At 70.6% G+C, this 24,386-nt stretch carries 20 protein-coding genes; 2 read left to right on the top strand and 18 right to left on the bottom strand.

The annotated features are described in order from the left end of the window. Positions 1–37: 37 nt before the first annotated feature. From PV419_RS06455 to PV419_RS06445, 3 genes are all read right to left on the bottom strand, one after another. A complete protein-coding gene (locus tag PV419_RS06455) occupies positions 38–1,216 on the bottom strand; it encodes an ABC transporter permease subunit (RefSeq protein ID WP_319686750.1) in 1,179 nt (392 codons plus the stop codon). Positions 1,217–1,284: 68 nt separating this feature from the next. Next, positions 1,285–2,106: an ATP-binding cassette domain-containing protein gene (locus PV419_RS06450; protein ID WP_319686693.1), complete on the bottom strand. Its 822-nt coding sequence runs from the start codon at positions 2,104–2,106 to the stop codon at positions 1,285–1,287. Positions 2,107–2,157: 51 nt separating this feature from the next. Beyond that, positions 2,158–3,222 (bottom strand): sugar ABC transporter substrate-binding protein, encoded by a 1,065-nt coding sequence (locus PV419_RS06445; protein ID WP_319686692.1) that lies wholly within the window; start codon positions 3,220–3,222, stop codon positions 2,158–2,160. A gap of 313 nt (positions 3,223–3,535) precedes the next feature. Here PV419_RS06445 and PV419_RS06440 point away from each other — a divergent pair, with 313 nt between their 5' ends. Continuing rightward, a complete protein-coding gene (locus tag PV419_RS06440; RefSeq protein WP_319686691.1) occupies positions 3,536–4,342 on the top strand; it encodes a DeoR/GlpR family DNA-binding transcription regulator in 807 nt (268 codons plus the stop codon). Between the two features lie 613 nt (positions 4,343–4,955). Beyond that, positions 4,956–5,636 carry a phosphatase PAP2 family protein gene (locus PV419_RS06435; protein ID WP_319686690.1) on the top strand — a complete coding sequence of 227 codons (681 nt, stop codon included), beginning with the start codon at positions 4,956–4,958 and terminating at the stop codon, positions 5,634–5,636. 42 nt (positions 5,637–5,678) lie between these two features. On the opposite strand, the gene PV419_RS06430 is transcribed toward PV419_RS06435, so the two are convergent. Genes PV419_RS06430 through PV419_RS06360 form a run of 15 tightly spaced genes read right to left on the bottom strand, consistent with a single transcriptional unit; the run spans position 5,679 to position 24,380 of the window. Beyond that, positions 5,679–7,013: a glutamate-1-semialdehyde 2,1-aminomutase gene (locus tag PV419_RS06430; protein ID WP_319686689.1), complete on the bottom strand. Its 1,335-nt coding sequence runs from the start codon at positions 7,011–7,013 to the stop codon at positions 5,679–5,681. A gap of 7 nt (positions 7,014–7,020) precedes the next feature. Then, entirely contained in the window at positions 7,021–7,572 is a 552-nt protein-coding gene (gene rfbC, locus PV419_RS06425; protein WP_319686688.1) for a dTDP-4-dehydrorhamnose 3,5-epimerase, read from the bottom strand. Beyond that, entirely contained in the window at positions 7,569–8,846 is a 1,278-nt protein-coding gene (locus PV419_RS06420) for a polysaccharide pyruvyl transferase family protein (RefSeq protein WP_319686687.1), read from the bottom strand. Before PV419_RS06420 ends, rfbC begins: the two co-directional genes overlap by 4 nt. Further along, the gene (locus tag PV419_RS06415) at positions 8,843–9,790 is read right to left on the bottom strand and encodes a glycosyltransferase family 2 protein (protein WP_319686686.1); all 948 of its coding nucleotides are present in this window, start codon (positions 9,788–9,790) and stop codon (positions 8,843–8,845) included. The genes PV419_RS06420 and PV419_RS06415 overlap by 4 nt, the downstream gene beginning before the upstream one ends. Next, positions 9,787–11,094, bottom strand: coding sequence for a hypothetical protein (locus tag PV419_RS06410; protein WP_319686685.1), 1,308 nt, complete (start codon positions 11,092–11,094; stop codon positions 9,787–9,789). The genes PV419_RS06415 and PV419_RS06410 overlap by 4 nt, the downstream gene beginning before the upstream one ends. Beyond that, positions 11,091–12,374 (bottom strand): DUF4910 domain-containing protein, encoded by a 1,284-nt coding sequence (locus tag PV419_RS06405; protein ID WP_319686684.1) that lies wholly within the window; start codon positions 12,372–12,374, stop codon positions 11,091–11,093. The genes PV419_RS06410 and PV419_RS06405 overlap by 4 nt, the downstream gene beginning before the upstream one ends. Next, a complete protein-coding gene (locus PV419_RS06400; protein ID WP_319686683.1) occupies positions 12,362–13,387 on the bottom strand; it encodes an SDR family oxidoreductase in 1,026 nt (341 codons plus the stop codon). The genes PV419_RS06405 and PV419_RS06400 overlap by 13 nt, the downstream gene beginning before the upstream one ends. A 3-nt stretch (positions 13,388–13,390) precedes the next feature. Beyond that, entirely contained in the window at positions 13,391–14,038 is a 648-nt protein-coding gene (locus PV419_RS06395; protein ID WP_319686682.1) for a PIG-L deacetylase family protein, read from the bottom strand. Further along, positions 14,035–14,829: a glucose-1-phosphate cytidylyltransferase gene (locus PV419_RS06390; RefSeq protein ID WP_319686681.1), complete on the bottom strand. Its 795-nt coding sequence runs from the start codon at positions 14,827–14,829 to the stop codon at positions 14,035–14,037. The genes PV419_RS06395 and PV419_RS06390 overlap by 4 nt, the downstream gene beginning before the upstream one ends. An 11-nt stretch (positions 14,830–14,840) precedes the next feature. Continuing rightward, positions 14,841–16,142 carry a class I SAM-dependent methyltransferase gene (locus PV419_RS06385; protein WP_319686680.1) on the bottom strand — a complete coding sequence of 434 codons (1,302 nt, stop codon included), beginning with the start codon at positions 16,140–16,142 and terminating at the stop codon, positions 14,841–14,843. Continuing rightward, positions 16,139–17,350: a glycosyltransferase gene (locus tag PV419_RS06380; RefSeq protein ID WP_319686679.1), complete on the bottom strand. Its 1,212-nt coding sequence runs from the start codon at positions 17,348–17,350 to the stop codon at positions 16,139–16,141. Before PV419_RS06380 ends, PV419_RS06385 begins: the two co-directional genes overlap by 4 nt. Positions 17,351–17,358: 8 nt before the next feature. Then, entirely contained in the window at positions 17,359–18,657 is a 1,299-nt protein-coding gene (locus PV419_RS06375; protein ID WP_319686749.1) for an O-antigen ligase domain-containing protein, read from the bottom strand. A 1-nt stretch (position 18,658) separates the two neighbouring features. Next, on the bottom strand, positions 18,659–20,194 hold the full coding sequence (locus PV419_RS06370; RefSeq protein WP_319686678.1) for a right-handed parallel beta-helix repeat-containing protein: 1,536 nt from the start codon (positions 20,192–20,194) through the stop codon (positions 18,659–18,661). An 8-nt stretch (positions 20,195–20,202) separates the two neighbouring features. Continuing rightward, positions 20,203–22,164: an alginate lyase family protein gene (locus PV419_RS06365; protein ID WP_319686677.1), complete on the bottom strand. Its 1,962-nt coding sequence runs from the start codon at positions 22,162–22,164 to the stop codon at positions 20,203–20,205. After that, a complete protein-coding gene (locus tag PV419_RS06360; protein WP_319686676.1) occupies positions 22,161–24,380 on the bottom strand; it encodes a bi-domain-containing oxidoreductase in 2,220 nt (739 codons plus the stop codon). The genes PV419_RS06365 and PV419_RS06360 overlap by 4 nt, the downstream gene beginning before the upstream one ends. Positions 24,381–24,386 lie beyond the last annotated feature (6 nt).

The following is a 24,386-nucleotide window of genomic DNA, read 5'->3' as shown; positions in this document are numbered from 1 at the left end:
GCGCCGCCCGGGTCGATGGACATCGCCGCCATCCGTTTCACCCCCGGCCGTGTGCCTGCCGCGACCGGCGGGCTACGGCATCCAGGCCTACGGCGATGAACAGGACCAAGCCGGTGATCACGAACCGGTAGGACGAGTCGAGGTTGAGCAGGGTGAGACCGCTGGAGATCGACTGGATGACGAGGATGCCGAGCAGGGCGGCGAAGGCCGAGCCGCGGCCGCCGAACAGGCTCGTGCCGCCGATCACCGCCGCGGCGATGGCGTTGAGGTTGACGTCTCCGCCGCCGGCGCTCTGGTTCGCCGCGGCGAGCCGCGATGCGGCCAGGACTCCGCCGAGCGCGGCCAGGCCAGAACAGATGACGAACACCGACGTGTACACGCGCCGCACGTTGATACCCGCCCTGCGGGCGGCCTCGGCATTGCCGCCGACCGCGTAGACGGCCCGCCCGTACTTGGTCCGGGTGAGCACATAGTTCAGCGCCAGCACCAGGGCGACGAAGAGGACGAACATCCAGGCGACGCCACGGGTGCGGCACAGGTAGGAGACCATGAACAGCAGTGCGGCCAGCAGCAGCAGCGACTTCGCGACGAGCCACTGCGGCGACTGCGCCGTAAGTCCCGCGCGGTGCCGCGTACGGGCGCGCACCCATCCGGCGGCGAAGAACCCGATCCCGGCCGCCACCGCCAGCGTGTAGGCCAGCCAGTCGGGGACGAACCACAGCTGGGCGAAGTTGACGAGGCTGGAGTCGAAGGGGAGGTTGATCGCGTTCTCGCCCTGCAACACCAGCAGTTGCACCCCGAGGAAGGCCAGCAGACCGGCCAGGGTGACCACGAAGCTGGGCACCCCGACGCGGTTGAACCCCTGGCCGTAGAGCCACCCGATCAGGCAGCCGGCGACCACGGCCGCGAGGACGGCCAACCAGGTCGGCTGCTCGAACCGGACCATCATGACAGCGGTGATCGCCCCCGACAGGCCGCTGACCGATCCCACGGAGAGGTCGATCTGGCCGACCAGCAGGACGCATACGATCCCCAGCGCCATGATGCCGATCGGAACCATGTCGAAGGACAGGTTCACCAGGTTGGTGCTGGACAGGAACGTGGGGTTCAGCACCTGGAAGATGGTCCAGATCACCACGATGCCCGCGATGACGGGCAGCGCGCCGAGGTCTCCGTCCCGGACCCGGCGCACTCCCGCCCGAACATGGTCGGCGATGTCCCGGGGGGTCGCGAGACGCTCGTCTCGCAGATCGGCGGGCGGCGCCACCCGATTGTCTGCAGTACTCACGGCTGTTCCTTCTCTTCCCGCTGGGCGAGCGTGTGACGGGCGGCCCGCCGTGACACCACGTTGTCGGCCGCGCCGGTGATCGCGGCGACGATCTCCTCGGACGAGACGTCCCTGGCGTCGAACACGCCGTTGTTGCGGCCCAGCCTGAGGACGGCGACACGGTCGGCTACCGCCCGGACGTCCTCCATGTTGTGGCTGATCATCACCACGCCGAGTCCGCTGGCCTTGAGCCGCTCGACCAGGTTCAGCACCTCGGCCGTCTGCGCGACGCCCAGGGCCGCCGTCGGTTCGTCGAGCAGGACGACCTTGGGGCTGCTGAGCAATGACCGCGCGATGGCGACCGTCTGCCGCTGGCCGCCCGAGAGGGCGGCCACCGGCACGTCGAGTGTCGGGATCTTCGCCGACAGCTCGCGCAGCAGTTCCCACGAGCGCTTCTCCATGGCGACCTCGTCCAGCATCCACGGCCGGAGTTCCTGGCCCAGGAACAGGTTCGCCTTGACGTCGAGGTTCTCGCACAGCGCCAGGTCCTGGAAGACCGTGGCTATCCCCATGGCGTGGGCCTCGGCGGGCGAGCCCAGAAAGACCTCGTCGCCGTGAAAGAAGATCTTCCCCGCGTCGGCCGCGTACACTCCGGAAAGGACTTTCACGAGCGTGGACTTGCCGGCCCCGTTGTCCCCGACGATGGCCACCACCTCGCCGGCCGCGACATCGAGGTCGATGTCGGTGAGCGCGGCGACCGCGCCGAAGTGCTTGCATATGCCCCGCAGCGACAACGCGGTGTCCGTGTTCTCGCGGGGAACCGCTGTGCCCGTACTCATGGCCCGCTCTCCTCCAAGGCGAAGACCGCTACTGGTCCAAGGCGAAGACCGCTACTGGATGCCCAGTCGGCGGCAGTCGGCGGCGTAGTGCCGGGTGCACACGTCCTTGGTCTTGAGCACTCCGTCGGGGCCGAAGATGACCTTCTTGAGGTTCTCCTGCGTCACGACGGTCGGCTGGAACAGCTGGGAAGGCGTGTCGAACAGCGTCGTGTCGGCCTTGGGCTTCTTCCCTTGCATGAGCTCGTAGGCGACGTTCGCGGCGGCCTCGGCGACGGTCTTGATCGGCTTGGAGATGGTGTTGTACTGGTCTCCTGCGATGATCCGCTGCACCGCCGCCAGCTCGGCGTCGTTGCCCGTGACCGGCGGGACCTGCACGTCCGCCGCCTTGAACGCGGCGATCGCGCCCCCACCGGTGCCGTCGTTGGCCGCCACCACGCCGGCGATCCGGCCCTTGTACTGTGCGATCTGGCCGCTCATCCACTGCTGTGCCTTCTCCGGCGACCACTTCGGCGCGTCGTACTCGGCAAGCAGATCGAACCCGCTGTCATCGACGGCCTTGTGGATGCCCTTCTTGATCAGCCCGGCGGCGGCGTCGGTGGGAGACCCGTTGACCTCGAGCAGGCCACCCTTGGACTTGGTCGCCTTCAGGTGATCGACCAGCGACTGCCCGATCGACGCGCCGATCGCCTCGTTGTCGAACGAGACGTAGAAGTCCGCCGGCTTCTTGACGATAGGTCGGTCGTAGGCGACCACCTTGACACCCTGGGACTGCGCCGTCCGCACGATCGTCGCCGCCGCGGTCGAGTCGACCGGGTCGAGGACTATCACCTTCGCGCCTTGGGTCACGGCGGAGTTCGCCTGCTGTTGCTGAAGCGAGGCGTCGCTGTTGGCATTCTGGTAGATCACCTCGCAGCCCGAACACAGCTCGGCCATACGCTTCTTGAACAGCGGAGCGTCGTACTGCTCGTAGCGGGTGGAGGCGAGGTCGGGCATCAGGAACGCGACCTTGCCCGTCGAGTTCTTCCCCTGGACGGCGTCGGTCGGTTCCTCAGCGCATGCGGTGAGGACACTCAGGGCGACGACGGCGATGAGAGCGCCCTTGGCCGGTCTCCTCATGTTCCACTCCTTGATCCGGGGCCGCGAACCGGTAGCTATGCCACAACGCACAAAGACGTAGCGCACAAGTAACGTGACGGTCATCGGAAGTGTCAACAGGCAGCCGGAAACGAACATGAGTTGCTGGTGATTCGATCACCTGAAGTGTTTGATTACCTTGAGTGGCTGAACAACGGCGTATCACACTTCCCAACGGGAATACAGGGCATGTCCGGCTGTCACTGCGTCTCTCCAGGTGGAAGTCCGGTAGCCGGTAGGTGGAGTCCGGAGCGCGCGAGGATGTTCTCTTCACATCGATCGAACAGGGGGCCTCATGGAGGCAAGCGAACACCCGGCCGCCGGCGATGGCGGACGGGGGCCGAGCGACAGGCGGGAGCGGATCAAGACACGCGTTGTCGACGAAGGCTTCGTCCGCATCGAGCAGCTCGCGGACGAGCTTGGCGTCACCCCGATGACCATCCGCCGCGACCTCGACTACCTACAGGGCAAGGGATGGCTCAGAAAGGTGCGTGGCGGGGCAACCGCACAGCCATCGACGGCATTTCACGGTGACGTCCGGCATCGCACCCAAGCCATGGTGGCGCAGAAGAGCGCGCTCGCGCGTGCCGCGCTGACCTTCGTCAAACCGGGTCAGTCCCTCGTCATCGACGACAGCACCTCCGCCCTTGCCCTCGTCGGTCTGCTCCCGCAGCGGGCACCGCTGACAGTCATCACCAACTTCGTGCCCGTCACCCAGCTTCTCGCCGGCAGCGCCGGAATCGATCTGATATCACTGGGCGGCTTGTACTACCCGGCCTACGACGCCTTTCTCGGTATTCGGACCGTCGACGCGGTCAGCACCCTGCACGCTGATGTTCTGTTCGCCTCCACGACCGCCATCACCCGCGGTCACTGCTACCACCAGTCCCAGGAGACAGTGGCGGTCAAGCGAGCCCTGATGGAGGCATGCGACCGTAGAGTCCTCCTGGTCGACCACACCAAGTTCCGACGACGTGGGCTGTACCAACTCGCGCCCGTCACCGCCTTCGACCTCGTCATCGTCGATGCCGACATCCCGGAGCCGGACCTCGACTCACTGCAGAGCAAAGGTGTGGAAGTCCTCGTTGCCCGACCGGACTGAAGTGCGTCGTGAGCGTTCGTTCGACAGGTGTGTCGGTGTTCCCGCTCAGCCATCCACGACGTATCACGATCGAGGTTTCGGCGACACTCCGTGGCTCCGGCACGGAAAAGCGGTGCAGAACCAAAATGCGCGGAGTGTTGCCACGCGGACTTTCCGACGGCGGTTTGCCGCGACCGCATGGTTGGTTAGGGTGGCAAGGAGAGACTGACACGACGGGGGGCTCGTTGGTGGGGAGTTGGCGCCAGCAGCAGTGGAAGGCCACGTCCTTGCTCGGTCCAGTCGTGCGCAGCCCGTACATCTGACGCTCCTGGCCATGTCGGCGGGCGGCAGCGGGCAGTTCTCGGGGGCGCGGCATCGCGGTGGCGGTGGGTGACATGGCGTCGGCCCGGACGGGAGGGGGAAGTGCATTGCATCTGCCGGACGGTCTGCGACGGTGTGCGGGCGTCCCACGGGGACCGGGACACAAAGCATTGCTGCGCATGGCAGACAATTCATGGCTGCCCACCGGTCGGATGAAGGGCCGCACCCTCACCCTGTCTCAAGGAGCCAAGATTCGGAACACCATCTACCGATCAGGGCAAACTACCGCAGGTCTACCGGGCGCGGTGGGCGTGTGACCGGCCGTCGGGCGCCCGCGGTGCTGCCCCCATCGCTGCGCGCGTGGCTCGGGCTGATCGCGGCCCTCGCCGCGCTGGTGGTCGTCGTGCTCGGGGCCCTGTACGCCGGCCACAGCCGGCCCGGCATGGTGGACGCGTGGATCCAGCGTGCGGTGGACGGTGTGCGGTCGCCGTGGCGGCACGTCGCTCTGGCCACGGACTTCTTGGGGGAGCCTGCCGGAGCGGCGACGCTGGTCGTGTCCGCCGTGACGGGCTGCCTGCTGCTTCGGCGTCCTCGCGCAGCGGTGCTCATCGTTGTCGGCGTCGGCATGGCCGTGGGGACGGCGACGCTGCTCAAGTCCCTGGTGGGCCGCACCATCCACGACGGGAACCTGTCCTACCCGAGCGGGCACACCGCCTTCCTCACCGCGCTCGCCCTTGTGATGGCGCTGCTCGCGACCGGCCGGCTCGGCCTCGGCAGGACGGCCGGCACGTCACTCGTGCTCGGCGCGGCGCTGGTTGCCGGCGCTGCCATGGGCTGGGCGCAGGTCGCCCTGGGCGCGCACTACCCGACCGACGTCCTCGGCGGCTGGTGCACCGCGCTGGCGGTGATCCCGGCGACCGCGTGGCTGATCGACCGGATGGCTGACCGGCTGGTCGATCGGATGGCCGACGCCGGTCGGCGGGAGCGTCGCTGACGTCACGTCACGTCACGTCACGTCACGTCACGTCATGTCACGTCACGCCAGGCGGCGGAATACGGGCTTCACCGGTCGTCCGGTCAGCCAGGGGGTGGGGTCAGCGGCGTCCAGTGCCTTCCGGTACACCGCACATGCCTGGGCCACCACGTCGACGGTGTGATCGATGTCGGCGTCGCTGAGCGCGCTGCTCACCACGAACGACGGGGCCAGCACCCCGCCCGCGAGGAGCCGGCGCAGGAAGAGGGTGCGGTACTGCTGCGACGGCTGCCGGTTCTCGTCGAGGGTGGCGAAGACCAGGTTGCTGGCCCGGCCACGGACGACGATGTGGTCGCCGACGCCCAGGCCGGCCGCGGCGTCGCGGACACCGGTGGCCAACCGCTCGCCGAGGGCGTGCAGCCGCGCGGTGACGCCCTCCTCGACATAGGTGGTCTGCACGGCCATCGCGGCTGCCAGGGAGTGCGTTTCCGCACCGTGCGTGGTGGACAGCAGGAACACCCGGTCGCCGGAGTGACGCAAGCCCCCCAGCTCCATCAGATCGCGGCGCCCGGCCAGCGCGGAGACGGCGAATCCGTTGCCCAGCGCCTTGCCGAACGTGGAGAGGTCGGGGACGACGCCGTACAGGCCCTGGGCGCCGGCCTCGGACCAGCGGAAGCCGGTGATCATCTCGTCGAAGATCAGTACGCAGCCGTGCCGGTCGGCCAGCTCGCGCAGGCCGGCGAGGTACCCGGGCGGAGGCTCGGTGTGGGTGGCGGGTTCGAGGATCAGGCAGGCGACCTCGTCCTGGTACCGGGTGAGCAGCTCCTCCGTGGCGGCCAGGTCCCCGTAAGGGAACGCCACGGTGAGCTCGCCGGTCGCCGCCGGAACACCGGCGGACATCGGCGTGGTGCCGATGAACCAGTCGTCGACGGAGAAGAACGGATGGTCGGCGCAGATGGCCACCCGCGGGCGCCCGGTGGCGGCGCGGGCGAGGCGCACCGCGGCGGTGGTGGCGTCGGAGCCGTTCTTCGCGAACTTCACCATCTCGGCGGTCGGCACCGTGGCCAGGAAGCGCTCCGCGGCCTCGACCTCCACGATGGAGGGCCGGACGAAGTTGCTGCCGCGGTCGAGTTCCCGCCGCACCGCCTCGATCACGCGGGGGTGGGCGTGGCCGAGGCTGACCGACCGCAAGCCGGAGCCGTACTCGATGTAGCGGTTGCCGTCGACGTCCCACACGTGGGCACCGCGGCCGTGGCTGATGACCGGGGCCAGGTTCTCGGGGTACTGGTCGTCGCCCTTGGCGTAGGTGTGCGCGCCCCCGGGGATCATGGCGTGCAACCGCTCGTTCGCCATCCGCGACCGGGGCAGGAGGAATTCTTCGGTGTCTTCGGTGTCCACGCTGACCTCAACTCTCTTTTTGCTGCAGGACCTCGGCGAGGCTCGGCGCCTTCCGGTCCCGCTGGGACATCGATGTGACCGGCAGTGGCCAGGGAATGGCGAGCTTTGGGTCGTCGAAGGCGATCGTCACGTCCTCGGCCGGATCGTGCGGGCGGTCGATCCGGTACGAGACGTCGGTGGTCTCCGTCAGCGCCTGGAAGCCGTGCGCGCACCCCGCCGGGATGTACAGGGTCATCTGCGTCTCGTCGGACAGCTCGAAGAAGGCCCGGTTGAGGTAGGTCGGCGAGTCCGTCCGCAGGTCCACGACGACGTCGAAGATCCTCCCGTACGAGCACCGCACCAGCTTGGCCTCGCCGGCGCCGGAGCGCAGGTGCAGGCCGCGCAGCACGCCCCGGACCGAGCGGGACAGGCTGTCCTGAACGAAGGCGTCGGGGTCCAGGCCCACCGAGCGGACCACGTCGGCGTCGAAGGTGCGGCAGAAGAAGCCGCGCTCGTCGGCGTACGGCGTCGGCTCGAACAGGTAGGCGCCGGCGATCGCCGGGACTTCGGTCGCCTTCATGGAGTCTCCCGCAGGGCGTGGGCGTGGGTGTGGTCGGTCGCCGGGAACAGGGCCGCGGTCAAGGCGGTGAACTGGTGCTCGAGACGCTGGGCGGCGACCAGGTTCCGCTCGGTGAGGGTCCGCCGCAGCTCCGCCGATCGCTGCTCCAGCGCCCGGAACTGTTCGAGCAGCCGGTCGGCGTCGACCTCGCGAGCCGGGTGGCAGTACGTGCCGAGGCCCATCCGGTCCATGAGCGCGTCGCTCTTCGCCGCATAGCCGACCGCGAGCGTCGGCGTGCCGACCTTCAGTGCGCAGATCAGGTTGTGGTATCGGGTCGCCACCACGGTGTCGGCAGCCGCCATCTCCTTCATCAGGTCGGTCAGTGAGGACGTCTCGGCAGCGGTGACCAGCGGCGAGTCCACCGCGTCGAGGATCGCGGCGACCACCGGCCGGTCGACCTGGTCGCCGGTGAGCAGCCGGACCGGCCTGCCGTCCTCGACCAGCGCGCGGACGAAGCGGATCGTCCCGTCGAGGTAGCGCCGGTGGATCTCCTCGGCCCGGGCGCGGTCGTCGTTGCCGCCGTGGAAGGCCATGACGCCGACGCAGACCGTGCCCGGCGGGCCCGAGGGCGCTTCCCCAAGCTCTCCGACAAGCTCCGAGTAGGGGATACCCCATTCCCGCGGCGTCGGCAGGGCGAACGCGAGATCCGGGTAGACCTCGTCGCGCGCGGTGTCCACGCCCATCGCCCGCATCGCGTCGCGGGACTGGGCGTCCCGGTACGACCGGTACGCGGCCAGCCGCGCCGACCAGCGCACCAGGGCCCGGGTCGGCCGGTTGCCGATCGCGGCGGCGCCGACGCTGACCAGCGCGACCCGGGTGCGAAACAGCCGGCCACTCGCGGAGAGCAGGAACAGCGAGTACGGGAAGCCCCACGGCCGCAGCGGCAGCGTGGCCTCCAGGACGCCCATGCCCGGCACGATCACCACGTCGTGCCGGCGCACCCAGGCGGCGGTGCGGAAGACGTCGACGAGTTTGCCCAGACCCTTCGCCGCGATCGCGCCCGCACGCGACGCGGTCCGGTACTCCCCGCGGTACCAGTGCAGCCGCGTCGCGGGGATCCCGAACCGGGTCGCCACGGCCTCGGGTCCGCCGCACAGCGCGTCCACGACCGCCTCAGGGTGCTCGGCGCGGAGGTACCCGAGCACGGCCTCGAGCGACCCGTCGTTCCCGAGGTTGCCGGAGCCGAGCAGGCCGAACACGCCGACGCGCACCGGCGTTTCGTTCGTGGGCTTCATGCCTGCCTCCCCTCGCGGCCGGCGACAAGGGCATCGACGGAGACGGTCAGCTTGGCCGGGTCGACCGGGGCGCGGTCCTCGACCCGCTCGCCGGCGCCCGGCCGGACCCGGCTGGCCATCCATGCGGCCAGGTGGCGGTAGCACGCGCGCCGGTCGGCCGGGGACAACGGCGCCCGCCGGATCGCCGCGACGAAGCCCCAGACGTACTCGGCGAGCAGCCGGGGCGTCGGGTGCAGCGGGCCTGCCCGGCGCGGGTCCAGGTTGACGCACCGGGAGCGCTTGCCGGGGTTCGCCCGCTCGGCGCGGGTGGGGTGGTCGCGGCGGAAGTACAGCAGCTCCGGCACCTGGTGGAAGGGCCCGTGCAGGCCGAGCTCGGCGACGAACGTGCGGTCCGCGTGGTGGTAGCTGTCCATCGGTTTCACCCGGCGCAGTACGTCGGCCCGGATCACCCCGTAGAAGTCGTCGCCGCCGGGCTCGAACAGCATGCTGCGGAAGCGCTCCGGCGGGTGCGGCGAGTCGGTGGCGAGCGTGTACTCGTACGGGACCTTCACCTGGCCGTCGCCGTCGATGACCGCCTGGTCGGCGTGCGCGAGGATCACGTCCGGCCGCTCGTCCAGCGCCTCCACGCAAGCCCGCAGCAGGTCCCGGCCGTAAAGGTCGTCGTGCGAGGCCCACTTGAACAGCTCGCCGCGGCACTCGGCGAACACACGGTTGTGGTTCGGTGTGGCGCCGATGTTCCTGGACAGCCGGATGTACCGGATCCGCGAGTCCTTCTCGGCGTACCGGCGGCAGATGTCCCGGGTCCCGTCGGTCGAGGAGTTGTCGGAGATGACCAGCTCGAAGTCCTCGTAGGTCTGGCCGAGCAGAGCGTCGAGCGACTCGGCCAGGTACTCCTCGCCGTTGTATACGGGCAGGCCGATGCTCAGCCTGGGTTGGGCGGTCATGAGGTCCTCACTTCGGGGATGGGGTGGTGGTGGTGCTCGCGCAGGGCGGACCGCAGTTGCAGCCACCACACGGCCGAGCCGCTGACGGTCGCGGCGGCGACGCCCCAGGCCGAGCCGACTGCGCCGGCCACGGCCGCCCCGCCGAGCCCGCCGCTGACATAGCAAGCGGAGGCGAACAGCTGGCAGCGCAGGCTGAGCCGGGCTGCGCCGAGCGCGCGCAGCCCGGCCGCCGCGCCGGTGCCGAGGCCGGCGCCTGCGACGCCGAGAGTGACCGGCATGATGAGCTGTGCGGCGGAGTGCCAGACGCCACCGAGCACGAGCTCGCCGAGCCGGTCCGGCATCAGCAGCAGCGCCCCGCCCCAGAGCAGCGCGCCGGCGGCCTGCCCGCCACCCAGCAGGAGGCAGAACGCGCGAAGGCGGTGCGGGGCCCGCCGCAGCACCCGTGCCGCCTCCGGGACGGTGACCAGGGAAAGGCCCATCAGCACGGCAAGGAACGGGCCGAGCAGGAGCTCGGCGCCCCGCACCGCACCCACCGAGCCGAGCCCGACGATCGCGCCCAGCCCGTACGCCCGCAGCTGGCTCGCGCCGCTGAGGCTGACGTTCTCGACCAGGTACCGGTAGCCGAGATCGCGCTGCTCGCGAAGCCACCCGCGCGCCCCGGTCACTCGGGGCCGGATGCCGGACTGGAGGTAGCCGTACCCCGCCGCCACCGTGGCGGACGCGCCCCAGGCGAGCAGATACGCGGCCACGCTGCCCACGCGGGCCGCCACGACCATGGCCGGGACGAGCGCGACGCCCCACACGACGTCGTTGACGAACGCCTTCCGCCCGGTGCCGGCGGCGAAGAACGAGAACCGCCAGGCGTCCTGCAGCAGCAGCCCCGGCAGCATGACGCCGAGGCAGGCGAACGCGGGCCCCACGCGGCCGCCGAGGGCCGGCCCGACCACCAGACACGCCGCGCCGATGGCTGCACCTACGCCGAGTGCGGTACCCGTCGACCGGGCCACCGCCCCGCGCCAGGACGCGTCCGACACGCCGCTGAAGCGCACCACGAGCGGATCGGTGGCCAGCCCGCGAGAGACGTTGAGCACCACCCCGTAGGTCACCCAGGCCAGGCTGAACACGCCGAACGCGGTCACCCCCAGCGAGCGGGCCACGTAGATGCCCAGCGCGAAGTTGGACATGCTGGAGGCCGCCTGGTCGGCCAGTCCCCAGGACAGCCGGCCGACGAGGGCCCGCTTGGCGGATCCGGCCGGTGGCGCCATTGTCTGCGGATTCTGCCCCTCGGTGGGCATCGGCGTCATGCCTTGATCAGCCCGGCGCCGTGCAGGGCGCCGGCCGCGGCGGCGACGGTGTCGAACGGCAGCCCGGACCGCTCGGCGACGTCCAGCAGACTGTGTTCGCCGTCGGAGAGGTTGAGCACCCAGAGCATGGCCATCTGGGCCTGCTTGGTGTCGCTGCGGCCGCCGAGCGCGTCGTACAACCCACGTCGGCCCAGCTGTGGTTCGCCGTAGGGGCTGAGGTTGACGTACCGCCGGTTGCGGTCGAGGACGGCGAATGCCTCTCGGCAGACGCCGAGCGTGTCCGCCATCGCCTGAGGGGAGACGAAGTCCAGATTGTCCGCCGAGGTGTGGTACTCGGGATAGCCCGCGTACGGGGTCCGGGTGAGCGAGCCCACGCCGAGATCGAACCCGGGCGAGCAGAACTGCCGTTCGTCATAGCCGTACGGAGTGAACTCGGTGACGCGGTGCGGGCGTTCGGAGGCGGCCAGCACGTGCCGCATCACCCGGTCGATCTCCGCGTCGCCGCGCCTGCTCCGCTTGTACGTCAGTTGACCCGAGTCGCCGGCGCAGGCCAGCACCAGCCCGTGCTTGACCCTGTCGATCCGCTCCGCGTTGCGGGCCAGCCAGGTGATCGCCCCGATGGTGCCGGGCGCGAATATGAACCGGTAGGTGTAGTACGGCGTCTGCTCGGCCAGCGCCCGGGCCAGGAAGGTCGCCACCGCGATGCCGGCCAGGTTGTCGTTGGCCAGCGACGGGTGGCAGACGTGGCAGGAGACGATCACCTCGTCCGCGACCTGCCCGGGAACCACGTGCTCGGCGTAAGTGAGGTGGCCATCGGCGAGCGTGGAGTCGACGCACACCTCGTACTCGCCGTCCGGCAGCGCGTCCAAGACCTCCTGGGCCAGGCAGAACCCCCATTCCGGCTTGTAGTAGCTGGTGCGGTACGGCACCCAACTCGGGTGTTCCGGCAGGGTGTGCAGGTGTCCGCGCAGCTCGGCCAGCGGCATGGTGGCCGACACCGGCACGCTGTAGCCGAGCACGTGCAGGCTGGACGCGGCGAAGTCGACGACCCGCTTGCCGGCGGCGTCGGCGATGTACGCGTCCCGGATGTTCCACTCCTGCGGCACCGTCCAGTCGAGTACCTGCGTCCCGGTCGGCACCTCGTGCACCTGCAGCGGAACGTACTCGCCGACGATCTCCAGGGTCGCGCGCACACCGTCGCCGGTGATGCTCCGGCACAGCGGGTACAACCGCTCCACCAGCGCGTACATCTCCTCGTCGGCCGCGGTCACCGGCGCCACCGCAGGGTGTCGTCGACCGCGCCTGCCTCGGACGCCGCGCGCAGCACGGCAAGGCGCGTGAAGCGCCGCTCGAAGTCCTCCTGGGTCAGCCCGTGTTTCCGGTAGGCGTCGGCGAGTTCGAGCGCGCCCTGTTTCACCGTCCACTCGCAGTCGAAGCCGGGCACCGCGGCGCGGAACCGGGAGAAGTCCACCCGGTACGACCGCGGATCGGCACCGTTCTCGCCGGTGATGACCACCCGCGCACCGGACACCGCCTCGGCGACCTGCTCGGCGATCTCGGCGACGGTGACGTTGTTGATCTCGCTGCCGATGTTGAACGCCCGGTCGTGCACCGCTTCCCGCGGCGCGGTCAGCGCGGCTGCGAAGGCCCGTGCGATGTCGGCGGCGTGCACCAGCGGGCGCCAGGGGGTGCCGTCGGAGAGCACAAGGACTTCGCCGGACAAAAGGGCGTGCCCCACCAGGTTGTTCAGCACGATGTCGGCGCGCAGCCGGGGCGAGTAGCCGAAGGCGGTGGCGTTGCGCATGTACACCGGGCTGAAGTCGCCGTCGGAGAGCGCGTGCAGGTCGTCCTCCACCCGCACCTTGGACTCCGCGTACGGCGTCACCGGGCGCAGCGGGGCGTCCTCGGCCACCAGGTCGTCCCCGCCGGCGGCGCCGTAGACCGAGCAGGTCGACGCGTACAGGAAGCGCCGCACTCCGGCGTCGCGGGCCAGCCGGGCGAGGCGTACGGACGCGTGGTGGTTGATGTCGTAGGTGAGCTCCGGCGCGAGCGATCCCAGCGGGTCGTTGGAGAGCGCGGCCAGGTGGATCACGGCGTCCACCCCGGCCAGGTGTTCGGCGGTGACGTCGCGCAGGTCGATGCGGTGCCCCCGCGGGTCAGCGGGCGTCGGGCCGAGGACGCAGTCGGCGAACAGGCCGGCGTCGAGGCCGACGACTTCGTGTCCGGCGGCCGTGAGGACCGGGGCCATGACGGTGCCCAGGTAGCCCTGGTGTCCGGTGAGCAGTACGCGCAAGGTTCAATCCCCCAGGTCGAGCGTGAGTTTGGTGACGGCGAACGCCTCGGCGTAGCGCGCGTGGCATTCGATGCCGCGGATCCGGGCGAGACCGAGGAAGGCCTCCCGGTCGTACCAGGGCCGGTGCCGCTGCGAGGGGTAGTGCTCCTGCAGCAGCCGCACCTTCTGTTCGGCGATCTCCGCGGACAGCGGCTGGTACGCCGCCGGACGGCCGAGATCGCCGTCCCACTTGGCGATCTCGTAGCCGAGGACCAGGTGGTCGCGGAATGCGGTGGGTATGAGCTGCGCCAGGCCGCGGTGGTCCTGGTGCGCGTCGTCGGTGCGCGGGGCCAGGATCAGATCCGGGTCGCTCTGCCCGCGCAGTTCCTCGACGGCGGCCTTGGCCTCGTCCCAGTGCACGGGCATCCGGCCGTCCGGCAGCTTGAGCACGGTCAGCCGCAGGTCGGCGCCCGGGCAGAAGGCGGCGAGCGCGGCCTTCTCCTCCTGCTCGCGTTCGCTGCCGCCGCCGGAGAGCACCAGGGCGTCGACCCGGAGACCCGGCCGCGCGAGGCACAGGGTCAGCAGCGTGCCGCCCGCGCCGATGGCGATGTCGTCGCAGTGCGCACCCACCGCGACGATCCGGTCCACGCGCCCGGCACCGAGGCGGATCACGCGCTCACCCCGGCGCTGTCCCGTTCCCACACGGCCCATGGGCGCTCGCCCCGCGCGTAGGCGGCGTCGAGCGCGGCCCGCTCCTTCACGGTGTCGGTCGGCTTCCAAAAGCCGCGGTGCTGGTGCGCCACCAGCCGTCCCCGCTTGGCCAGTTGGGCGCATCCGTCGGCGACCAGGTCCCCGTTCTCCGGTATGTGGTCGAAGACTTCCTGGCGGAGCACGAAGTAGCCGCCGTTCTCCCACAGCGGCAGTTCGCTCACCGCGGTGATGCCTCCCACCAGGCCGTCCTCGCCCAACTCCACACAGTGGAAAGAGGATTGCGGCGGCACCACCATCATCGACGCACCGGCGTCACGCTGTGCGAACCGGTCGATCATCTCCGGCAGCGGGGCGTCGGTGAGCACGTCGGCGTAGTTGGCGAGGAACATCTCGTCGCCGTCCAGGTGGTGCCGCACCCGGCGAAGGCGCTCCCCGATCGGCGACTCGATGCCGGTCTGCGCGAACGTGATCGTCCAGTCCGAGATGTCGGTGGAAAGAAGTTCGGTGTGCCCGCCCCGCAGCACGAAGTCGTTGGACGTCGTCTCCTCGTAGTTGAGGAAGAAGTCCTTGATGTGGTGCGCCCCGTATCCGAGGCACAGGATGAACTCCCGATGCCCGAAGTGCGCGTAGTAGCGCATGACATGCCAGATCAGCGGCCTGGGTCCCACCATCGCCATCGGCTTGGGCACATCGTCTGCGGCGCCGCTGCGCATCCGCATCCCGTAGCCGCCGCAGAACAGTACGACCTTCATGCTGTGCCCTTTCAAGACGCGACCTCGACAATGCTCAGTTCCGGGATGGGGAAGACCAGCCGGCCGCCCCAGTCGTGCACGAAGGACAGCTGCTCGACCAGCTCGGCCCGCAGGTTCCAGGGGAGGACGAGGACGTAGTCCGGTCTGTCGGCGGCTATCTGGTCGGGCGACAGGATCGGAATGCGGGTGCCCGGGGTGAACCTGCCGTGCTTGTAGGGGTTGCGGTCGACCGTGTACGCGAGCAGGTCGGGCCGGATGCCGCAGTGGTTGAGCAGGGTGTTGCCCTTGCCCGGGGCGCCGTAGCCGACGACCGTCTCGCCGCGCTCGGCCGCCTCGATGAGGAACTTCAGGAGGTCCCGGCGCACCTTGGCCACCCGGGCGGCGAACTCCGCGTACCCGGACAGCTCCTGCAGCCCGGCGGCCTTCTCCCGGGCCAGCACGTCGGCGACCCTTCCCCAAGCTCTCGGCTCCTCCCCCAGCCGTCGGCCGGGAGGTGCCTCCTGAGCAGGGGATACCCCATTCGTCGGCTCACCGGCCACCTCGGTCGGCCGGGCCCACAGCCGGATGGAGCCGCCGTGTGTGGGCAGCAGCTCGACGTCCACGAGCGCGAGTCCGCCGCTGGCCAGCGCCCGGGTCGCGGACGCGACCGTGTAGTACTGGAAGTGCTCGTGGTAGATCGTGTCGTACTGGTTCTCCTCGATCAGGGTCAGCAGGTGCTGCACCTCGATGGAGACCCAGCCGTCGTCGGCGACCAGGGCGCGCAGCCCCTGGGTGAACCCGACCACGTCGGGGATGTGCGCGTACACGTTGTTGGCCACGACCAGGTCCGCCGGGCCGTGCTCGGCGCGGACGTCCGAGCCGGTGGCCGGGTCCAGGAACGCCGTGAGCGTGGGCACGCCGGCGTCCCGCGCCGCGGCGCCGACGTTCACCGACGGCTCGATGCCGAGGCAGCGGATCCCGCGGTCCACCACGTGTTTCAGCAGGTACCCGTCGTTGCTCGCGACCTCGACCACGAAGGCGTCGGGGCCGAGACCCACCCGCTGTACGGCGTCGGCGACGAACGTGCGCGCGTGCTCGACCCAGGAGGTCGAGTAGGAGGAGAAGTACGCGTACTGCGTGAACGTCTCCTCCGGTGTGATCAGCGGAGGGATCTGCGCGAGCCAGCAGTCGGTGCAGACCCGCAGGTGCAGCGGGTACGCCGGTTCCGGCTTGTCCAATTGGTCCGCGGCGAGAAAACTCTCACACGGCGGGGTCGCCCCCAGATCGACGACGCTCGCCAGCGTCGCCGAGCCGCAGAGTCGGCATCGTGTCATCTACTGCCCCCCATTGATTCCGACCGACCCGCGATCGCGGTGCGGTACTCGTCCACCAGGCGCTCAAGGCCGACGGCCGGGCTGAAGCCCTGCTCGTAACGGCGCCGGGCCGCCTGGCCCATTTCCCGGTTGCGGTCCGGCTCCGCCGTGATCCGGCGCATGCAGGACGCCAGCGAGGCGGCCTCGCCCGGCCGGTGCAGCAGCCCGGTCACCCCTTCCTCGACGAGTTCGGCGAAGGCGCCGTGACCGGCGGCGACGGCCGGGACCCCCGCCGCCATCGCCTCCGCGACCACCAGGCCGAACGTCTCCAGGGACATCGAGGGAGCCACCACGGCGACCGACCGCGCGACGGCCTGCCGGCACTGAGCCGGGTCGTACAGGCCGACGTACCGCACGTCGTCCCGGCCCGCCGCCCAGGCGGTCACCTCGGGTCCCAGTGGCCCCGCGCCGGCGATCACGAGCGGCACACCCACACCGCCGTCCGCGGCGATCTCGTCCCACGCGGCCATGAGCAGCGGCACGCCCTTGGCCTCCGCGAGCCGGCCGAGAAAGAGCAGATGCTCGCCGGCGCCCGCTCGGCGGGCGCCCGGGTCGGGCACGAAGTTGTGCTTCACCGCCAGCCGCTCGGCCGGCATGCCGGACCGCACCAGGATGTCGCGCTGCGCCGCGGAGATGCAGAAGAACCGCTCCACGCCGGACCACCACCGCCGCCGGTTGACCGACAGACTGACCGCGAGCGGCACCGTCGCAAGGCGGGAGTTCCGGTAGCAGCCGTGCCGGACGGCGGGCAGCGACGCCGCCGACCCGACGCACTCGGTGCACGGCCGGCCGTCCCGATGCAGCGTGCCGGGCGGGCAGACCTGGGTGTAGTTGTGCAGCGTGGCGACGACGGGCACGCCGGCGTCGGCGCAGGCGGCAAGCACCGCGGGCGACAGGAGCGGGAAGACGTTGTGGACGTGCACCACGTCCGGCCGCTCGGTGCGGAGCCGGGCGGCGAGCTCCGCGCGGACCGCCGGGTTCCACGGCACGAGGAGCGGCACCGCGGCCTTGCCGAACAGGGACCGGGCGGCGATGTCGTCGCTGCGCCGCTCGAACACATCGACCCGGTGGCCGGCCGCGCGCAGCAGCCCCACCTCCTCATCGACGACCCTGTTCTCCCCGCTCGGCTGCGCCGAGGAGTAGCGGTTGTGCACCACGAGGACGTGCATGTTTGAGGTCACCTCCGATCCCGGGTCCAGCGCGGGAGATGTTGTCGGGGGAGTGCGGGCGTCGTCAGGGGCGTGGCCGCGGCAGGTGCCGCGAGCAGCGAGGCGGCCAGGGCCAGATGCAGCAGATACGGCGAGGCGTCGCCAAGCCCGGCCTCGGTGTACGACGAGATCGCGACGTAGCTGATCAGGAAGATCGCGCAGGCCCTCGGCAGCGATGGTGGGCGCAGCAACGCGACACCGCCCAGCACGACGATGATCGCCGCCACGAGGGCGACGCCGAGCAGACCCTGCTCGTTGTAAACGGCCAGCCAGCTGTTGTCGATCGGCAGCCCGCCGAACGACTTGTCGCCCAGGCCCGTGCCGAACACCTTCTCCCCGGTCGTCCGGGGCTCTGCCAGCAGGGCGTCCCAGACCTTGGCCCGACCGGTGAGATTGGAGAAGTTCTCCTTGCTCTGTCCGCGCATGAACCACGCCTGCAGCGCGGAGGCGAACGCCACCGCTGCCACCGTGGCGCACAGCACCGCCCAGGCGAAGAACCGGCGGGCGGCGGTGCTGGTCAGGATGAGCGAGCCGATCGCCAGCACCAGCCCGATGAGCAGGCCGAGCGTGGCCGTCCGGGTGTGGGTCATCGCGAGCAGGACGAGTGTCGGCACGATGACCAACGCCGCGCTGGCGCCGGTGGTCCTGCGGCCCAGCAGGAGCAGCACGGTGAGCCCGGTGATCACCGCGGCGTACTGTCCGATCTGCGGCGGGGTGAGCGGCCACAACGCGCCGACCAGCCGCCCGCCGTAGTACTCGGGCATGGCCGTGCCCGGTGAGATGGCCAGGCCGACGGCCACCGACCCGAGCGCCGCGAAGTACATCCGGATGTGGTGGCGGACGAACGTCAGGCTGCCGTCCCACCAGCGGCTGAGCAGCCACAGCGTGCCGACGAAGAGAGCCAGCCGGGTGCAGCGGAACAGCGCGCCGGGCCCGACTTCCAGGTGCACGCTGGAGATCACGCTCGGCACCAGCAGCAGGGTGAGCAGGAACACGAAGGCACCGGCCCGGATGCGCAGTTGGAGATTGAGCACGAGCGCCAGCGTGAACGCGGCGATCAGCGCGCCCATGGTGGCCATCTGGATGAGGGAGCGGGGCAGCGTGACGATGGTCTTCGCCCCGGCAGAGCCGAGCGTGTTGAGGCCCAGCAACGCCCAGACGATCCAGACGGCCTTCGGCGTGCCGGCAGGGTGTGGTTCGGCACCGGGCTGGGTGACCGCCGTATCCGGTCCGCCCGGCAGCCCACCGCGCATCGGGTCCCCGTCCATCTCAACCACCGGCCACTGGGTCGAAGGTGCTGCCCGCGTCCTGCTGGTACGGCATGACCTGCCACTGCCCGGAGTCGAGCTCCCGGCTCGGGTCCTCGGCGACGAAGCTCCACCGTCCGCGGTAGACGTTGTCGTGCCAGCGGTTGTGCTGCTTGTGGGTGATCGCCTCGGCCACCCGCTTGCCCTTGTACGGCGACCAGTCCGGATAGGTGCCGTAGTTGGCGAGCACCGCCATGCGGCCGCACTCCGCCGTGCACTTGACGACGGACGTGTCCAGCACGAAGCGGTTGCTGTGGATGTCCACCCGCTGGGTCTTCCACCGGCAGTCGGCGTAGAGCGGTGCGGTGGCGATCGCCGGCCGCGCGCAACGGGCGGTGTCCTTCACCAGCAACGTGCAGTAACCGGTCGAAGTGTTGGCCGAGCTGTTGCAGAACCGGTCGGCGTTTTCCCACAGGGTAATCCCGTTCCAGTTGTTCTCCAGCACGTTCCGGTAGATCTCGAGCTTGTCCGTGCGGGCCGGGATCCGTGGTTCGCCGCCGGCCTCGGACACGTAGACGGTCGCGTACGGGAAGTCGTCGCCGCGGGCGGCGTACTCGCGGCCCTCGACCCAGTTGTTCCGCCGGATCGTGTTGTTCCGGATGACCGCGTTGTAGCTGGTCTCGTACATCAGCGCGGCACCGTCGTTGGCCTCCAGCAGGTTGCCCTCGATGCGGAAGTCGTTGTTGTTGTTGTCCGCCCACAACCCGGCTCCGTGGTTGTCATGCACCCAGTTGCCGTGGATGTCGGCGCCGTTGACGGCCCAGAACTTGATGCCTCCGGTGCAGCCGCAGCCCGGCCGCTGCCGCTCCCAGTCGTCGGTGTTGTTGCCCACGATCTCGTTGTCCTCGACCACCAGGCCCCTGATGGAGTCGCCGGTCTTGTACGCGTTCATTCCGTACTGCCCGTTGTTGCGCAGACAGCTGGCGCGGACCTGCTGGCGGGCACCGGCCATCAGCCCCGCGCCGGAGTTGTACTGGATCTTCGCGTGCTCGATCACCCACGCGTCGGCCATGTCGTGGTTGACCACGCCCTCGTTGTTCGGCGCGACGAAACGCTGCACGGTCAGGTGGCTGATGGTGACGTCGCGGGCGGTACCGCCGAACGCGTACTGGTTGATCTTCCGGCCGTCGAGCACCGCGCCCGGCGCGCCGAGGTAGCGGTTCCCCTTCTTGGGCATGACCTGGGCGTAGCGGTCCGGCTCGAGCCTGTGCTTGCCCGGGCGAAGCCAGAACGTGGTGTTCGCAGGGCTGCTCTTGGTCTTCGCGGCCAGGTCACCGACCACCGCGGGGTCGACCGTCACCGCGCCCGCCGGCGCCTCCGCCGGCCCGGCCGCGGGCTTGGCGCACACCCGGGCCACGGATCGGGCCGTGGGCGTGGACGGCGCAGTGGTCGGCTCCGCTGCCGGGGCGTCCGGCGTGCTCTGACAGCCGGTCATTACCAGCAGGGCCAGCGTCAGCGGTGCCGCCGCCAACGCCCAGTGCCGCCTCTTGATCCCCACGCGCCCCCCTAGCCGCGGAACCTGAGGACGGTGGTGAAGCCCTCCGCGCCGTCGGCGACGCCGGTGCCGACCAGCGTGGTGGTGGGTTCCTTGCGCCCGAAGCCGGCGGAGTACCAGCCCAGCGGCGGGTCGGTCTCGCCGCGATGCGCCCGCCAGCTCAGCTGTCCGGGGAGGTCGAGCACCGCGGAGCGGTCCTCGCCGTCCCGGGTCCAGGTGAGCTGTGCCCGATGCCCCGACAGGTCCGTGGCGATCGCCGGGCCGAGGTGGAACGCCAGGCATACGCCCCGGCGCGGGCCGCGCACCTCGTCGACCACCCGCAGCTCCTGGCTCGCGGCCGTCAGCTCCACCCGACGGCGGTGCACGGAACGCTGGTAACCGTCGTGCTCGGCACACCAGCGGGCCACCCCCTTGGCGGAGGTGCCGGATGTGTCCGCGACCAGGACGCGGCTGTGGGCATGCCGGGTCCACAGGAACGGGCCGCCGGAGACGGACTGGTCACCGCCGTCCAGCTGCAGGGTGTTGTGGCCGAGGGTCGACCGGAAGTACTGCCGCCACTCGGGCTGCCCGTGGTAGCAGAACGTCCCCGGGTCGGCGAGCACGTCGACCCCGTCGTGCCGGACCTCCACGGACAGCGCGTCCGCGTGGGCATGCGCGGCGATGGACAGGAAGCCGTGCGGACCACCGTCGCAGCGGCACCAGATCTCCTCCGGGCCGCGCAGGATGGTAAGCCCTGCGTCGGCGAAGTGGGCCGGTCGGCTTGGAGGGCGGGTCACGGCCGGTTCAGTGGGCTTGATGAGCGCGGCCAGCAGCGGGGTGCGTACATCGGTACCGGTCACCGCCGGCCACCAGGCGAGCCGACCGAACACGGCGTCCCCGGTAGTCAGCAGCGAGGCCCAGCGGTCGGTGCCCGCGCCGTCCAGGACCAGACCGTGCCCGTCGTCGGCGTCCCCCTGGCGCGGCGGCCGCAGGTGGCTGTCCACGATGGCCGCGAGCGCGTCGGTCATCCGCAGCAGCACCAGCCGGATCGACGCGGGGACCGGCACGCCGGCGGCATCCGCCTCGGCCACCGCGGCCAGGCCGAGCTCCAGCACCAGTCCGTGATACTCGGTGGCCAGCTCATGGTTGAGGCCGGAGTCGAAGGTGTTGCTTCGCAGGTGCCGCTCCAGCGACCGCAGCGCGCCGGCTCGCCAACGCGCCGAGGAGGGGAACCACCCGAACGCGCAGGACGCTGCGAACTGCCCGGCGGCCTCGGCGATGACGTGGTTGTTCGCCGACGACCCCCGGCTGGGGAAGGCGGCCAGCCAGCGCTGGTGGTGCCAGATCTGGTTCAGCGCCACCGGGTTGTCCTCGAACAGCCCGGCCACCCCCGGCCAGCCGTCGAGCAGCCGGCGGATCCACACCCAGGACAGCAGCCGGATCCCCAGCTCGATGCCGCTGATCCAGTGCACCCCGCGCAGCGGCGCGTTGGCCGCCCACCACGACCGCAGGTGCTCGGCCACCCGCTCGGCGTACCGTTCGTTTCCCGTGATCGCGTAGGCGACGGCGAGCACGGTGAGGTACTGATGCCGGGACAGCTCCCAGATCTGCTTGATGTCCCCGACCGCGTCCTCGTTCCGGTACGGCACGTCGAAGGCGTAGCCCCACGGAGCCCGGCGCCCGGTCTTCGGGTCGCACCACCAGTCCGGGTCGACCAGGTCGTCACGCACCACCCCGAAGTATTCGGCGTGCCCGTACATCAGCCGGTCCGCCTCGGCGATGAGCCGTTTCGCGGCGTCCGGAGGTAGTGCGGCGATCGTCCCGGCGGGCAGGACCGCGGTGAACCGGGCGCCGGTCACGCTCGGGCAGTTCGGCCGCGCCGACCGCCACCGCCGCCTGCGCACCGCGTCGCCCACCCGGCCCGCGACCTCCTGCGGTCCCATCCGGGACAGCCGCCGCAGGTACCAGCCCGGACTCCCCGAGCTCACAGTCATCGCGCCCTCGCCAACGTCACCGGCGCACCGCCGGCCAGGCCGGCCTGCACGGCGAGAGTGGCCGCCGTGGTGGCGACCAGCGACTCCAGCGGCACCGGCATCGGCCCGCCGGTTCGCACGGCCTTGATGAACGCGGCCAGCTCGGCGGACTGGCCCTTGTCCCGGGCCTTGGGCAGCCGCGAACTGACCCACCGCTTGCGGCCGTACACACTGGCACGGACGAAGTCGTCGAGCCGCAGCGCGCGGCCTTCCGCAACCAGGTCCAGCGTCTCCTTGGGGAAGCCGGCCGGGCCGGTGGTGACGTAGCTGATGGTGGCGGTGGACCCGTCCGGGTAGCGCAGCACGACCTGAATGTCACCGCTGCCCTCGTTGCCGGACGTGGCGACCGCGTACACCGAGACCGGGTCGGCCTCGAGCAGCCAGCTCGCCGTGTCGATGAAGTGTCCGCCCTCGCCGGCGAACCGTGAGCCCTCGGTGCCCTGTCGGAGGTACCAGCTGCCGTGCTGGAGCCGGCCCGCGTTGACCAGATAGCGGAGGTTCGCCGGGCCGGTCCGGGCGCCGAACCGCTTCCTGGCCTCCTGCAGCAGCGGCGCGAACCGGCGGTTGAAGCCCACCTGTAGCCGGTCGTTGCCGGACTCCTCCACCGCCGCGAGCACGCCGGCCAGCTCGTCCTCGGTGAGCGCCAACGGCTTCTCCACGAACACGGTCTTGCCGGCCAGCAGTGCCCTTCGGGTCAGTTCGGCGTGCGAGCTGTGCCGGGTGACCACGAACACCGCGTCGATGGACGGGTCGCCGAGCACGGCGTCGAGATCGGTGGTCGCCTCGGCGAAGCCGAACTTCCGCTGCGCGTTGGCCGCGGACAGCGCCGTCGTGGTGACGACTGTCGACAACTCGACGCCGTCGCGCCGTGCCAGGTGCGGCAGCAGCATCGACGTCGCGTAGTTTCCCGCGCCGACGAACGCCAGCCGCACCGGCGCCTTGGCGGCCCGGGCCGGCGTGGGCACTGTGCCGCCGCGTCGCTTCACCGCGGGCACGGCCACCGCCGGGGCCCCCGCTCTCTCCGCTTCCGCGGCTTGGTCGGGATGGTCGGGGTGGACGGGGTACCGGAACAGCACGGCCACGGCCTTCAGGTCGCCGTCCTTCAGACGCTGGTACGTCTCGACGGCGTCATCGAAGTCGGCTATGTGGGAGACCAAAGGCTCCACGCCGACGCTGCCGCGGGCGAGGAGATCGAGGAAGCACGCCAGGTTGCGGCGTTCGGTCCAGCGCACGTAGCCGATCGGGTAGTCGCGCCCCTCGAGCTCGTACTCCGGGTCGTAGCGCCCGGGGCCGTAACTGCGGGAGAACCGGACGTCGAGTTCCTTCTCGTAGTAGGCGTTCCACGGCAGGTCCAGGCGGCACTTGCCGATGTCGACGACCCGGCCGCGGTCCCGGCAGAGCCGGGCGGCCAGCTCGACGGGCTGGTTGCTGCCGCCGCCGGCTGCCAGGTACACCTGGTCCACGCCGTGACCGCCGGTGAGCTCGGCGACGGAAGCCTCCACCGCCGCGGACTCGGGATCGCCGCACGCCGCGGCCCCCAGGCGCTCGGCGAGCTCGCAGCGCACCGGGTCGGGGTCGACCCCGACGACGCGGACTCCCGAGGCGGCAAGGAGCTGCACCACCAGCTGCCCGATCAGCCCGAGGCCGATGACCAGCGCCACTTCGCCAAGCCGTGACTCGCCTTGGCGGACGCCCTGCATCGCGATCGACCCGACGGTGCCGAACGCCGCGTGCCGTGGCGCGAGGCCGTCCGGCACCGGGGCGTAGAGGTTCTTCGGCACCCAGTTCAGCTCGGCGTGCAACGCGTGCTCGTTGCCGGCGCAGGCCACGAGGTCACCGACCTTCACGTCGTCGATGCCGGCGCCGACCTGCTCGACCACCCCGCACAGCGAGTAGCCCAGCGGCGTGTAGGAGTCGAGCTTGCCCATCACCTTGCGGTAGGTGGCGGGCACCCCGTTGGTGGCCACGCTCTGCATGACCTTGGCCACCTGGTCCGGCCGGGAGCGGGCCTTGCCCAGCATCGACATGCCGGCCTCGGACACCTTCATGAGCTCGGTCCCGGTGGAGATCAGCGAGTAGGCGCTGCGGACCAGCACACCGCCCGGCTTGCACCCCGGCACCGGCACGTCGAGCACCGCCAGCTCGCCGCTCTTGTAGTTCTGTACAACCTGTTTCACCCGAAC

The organism is Streptomyces sp. ME19-01-6, assembly GCF_033793745.1.
GTDB lineage: Bacteria > Actinomycetota > Actinomycetes > Streptomycetales > Streptomycetaceae > Streptomyces.
The sequence above is the reverse complement of the archived record's forward strand: the minus strand, read 5'-3'. Positions and strand labels throughout refer to the sequence as shown.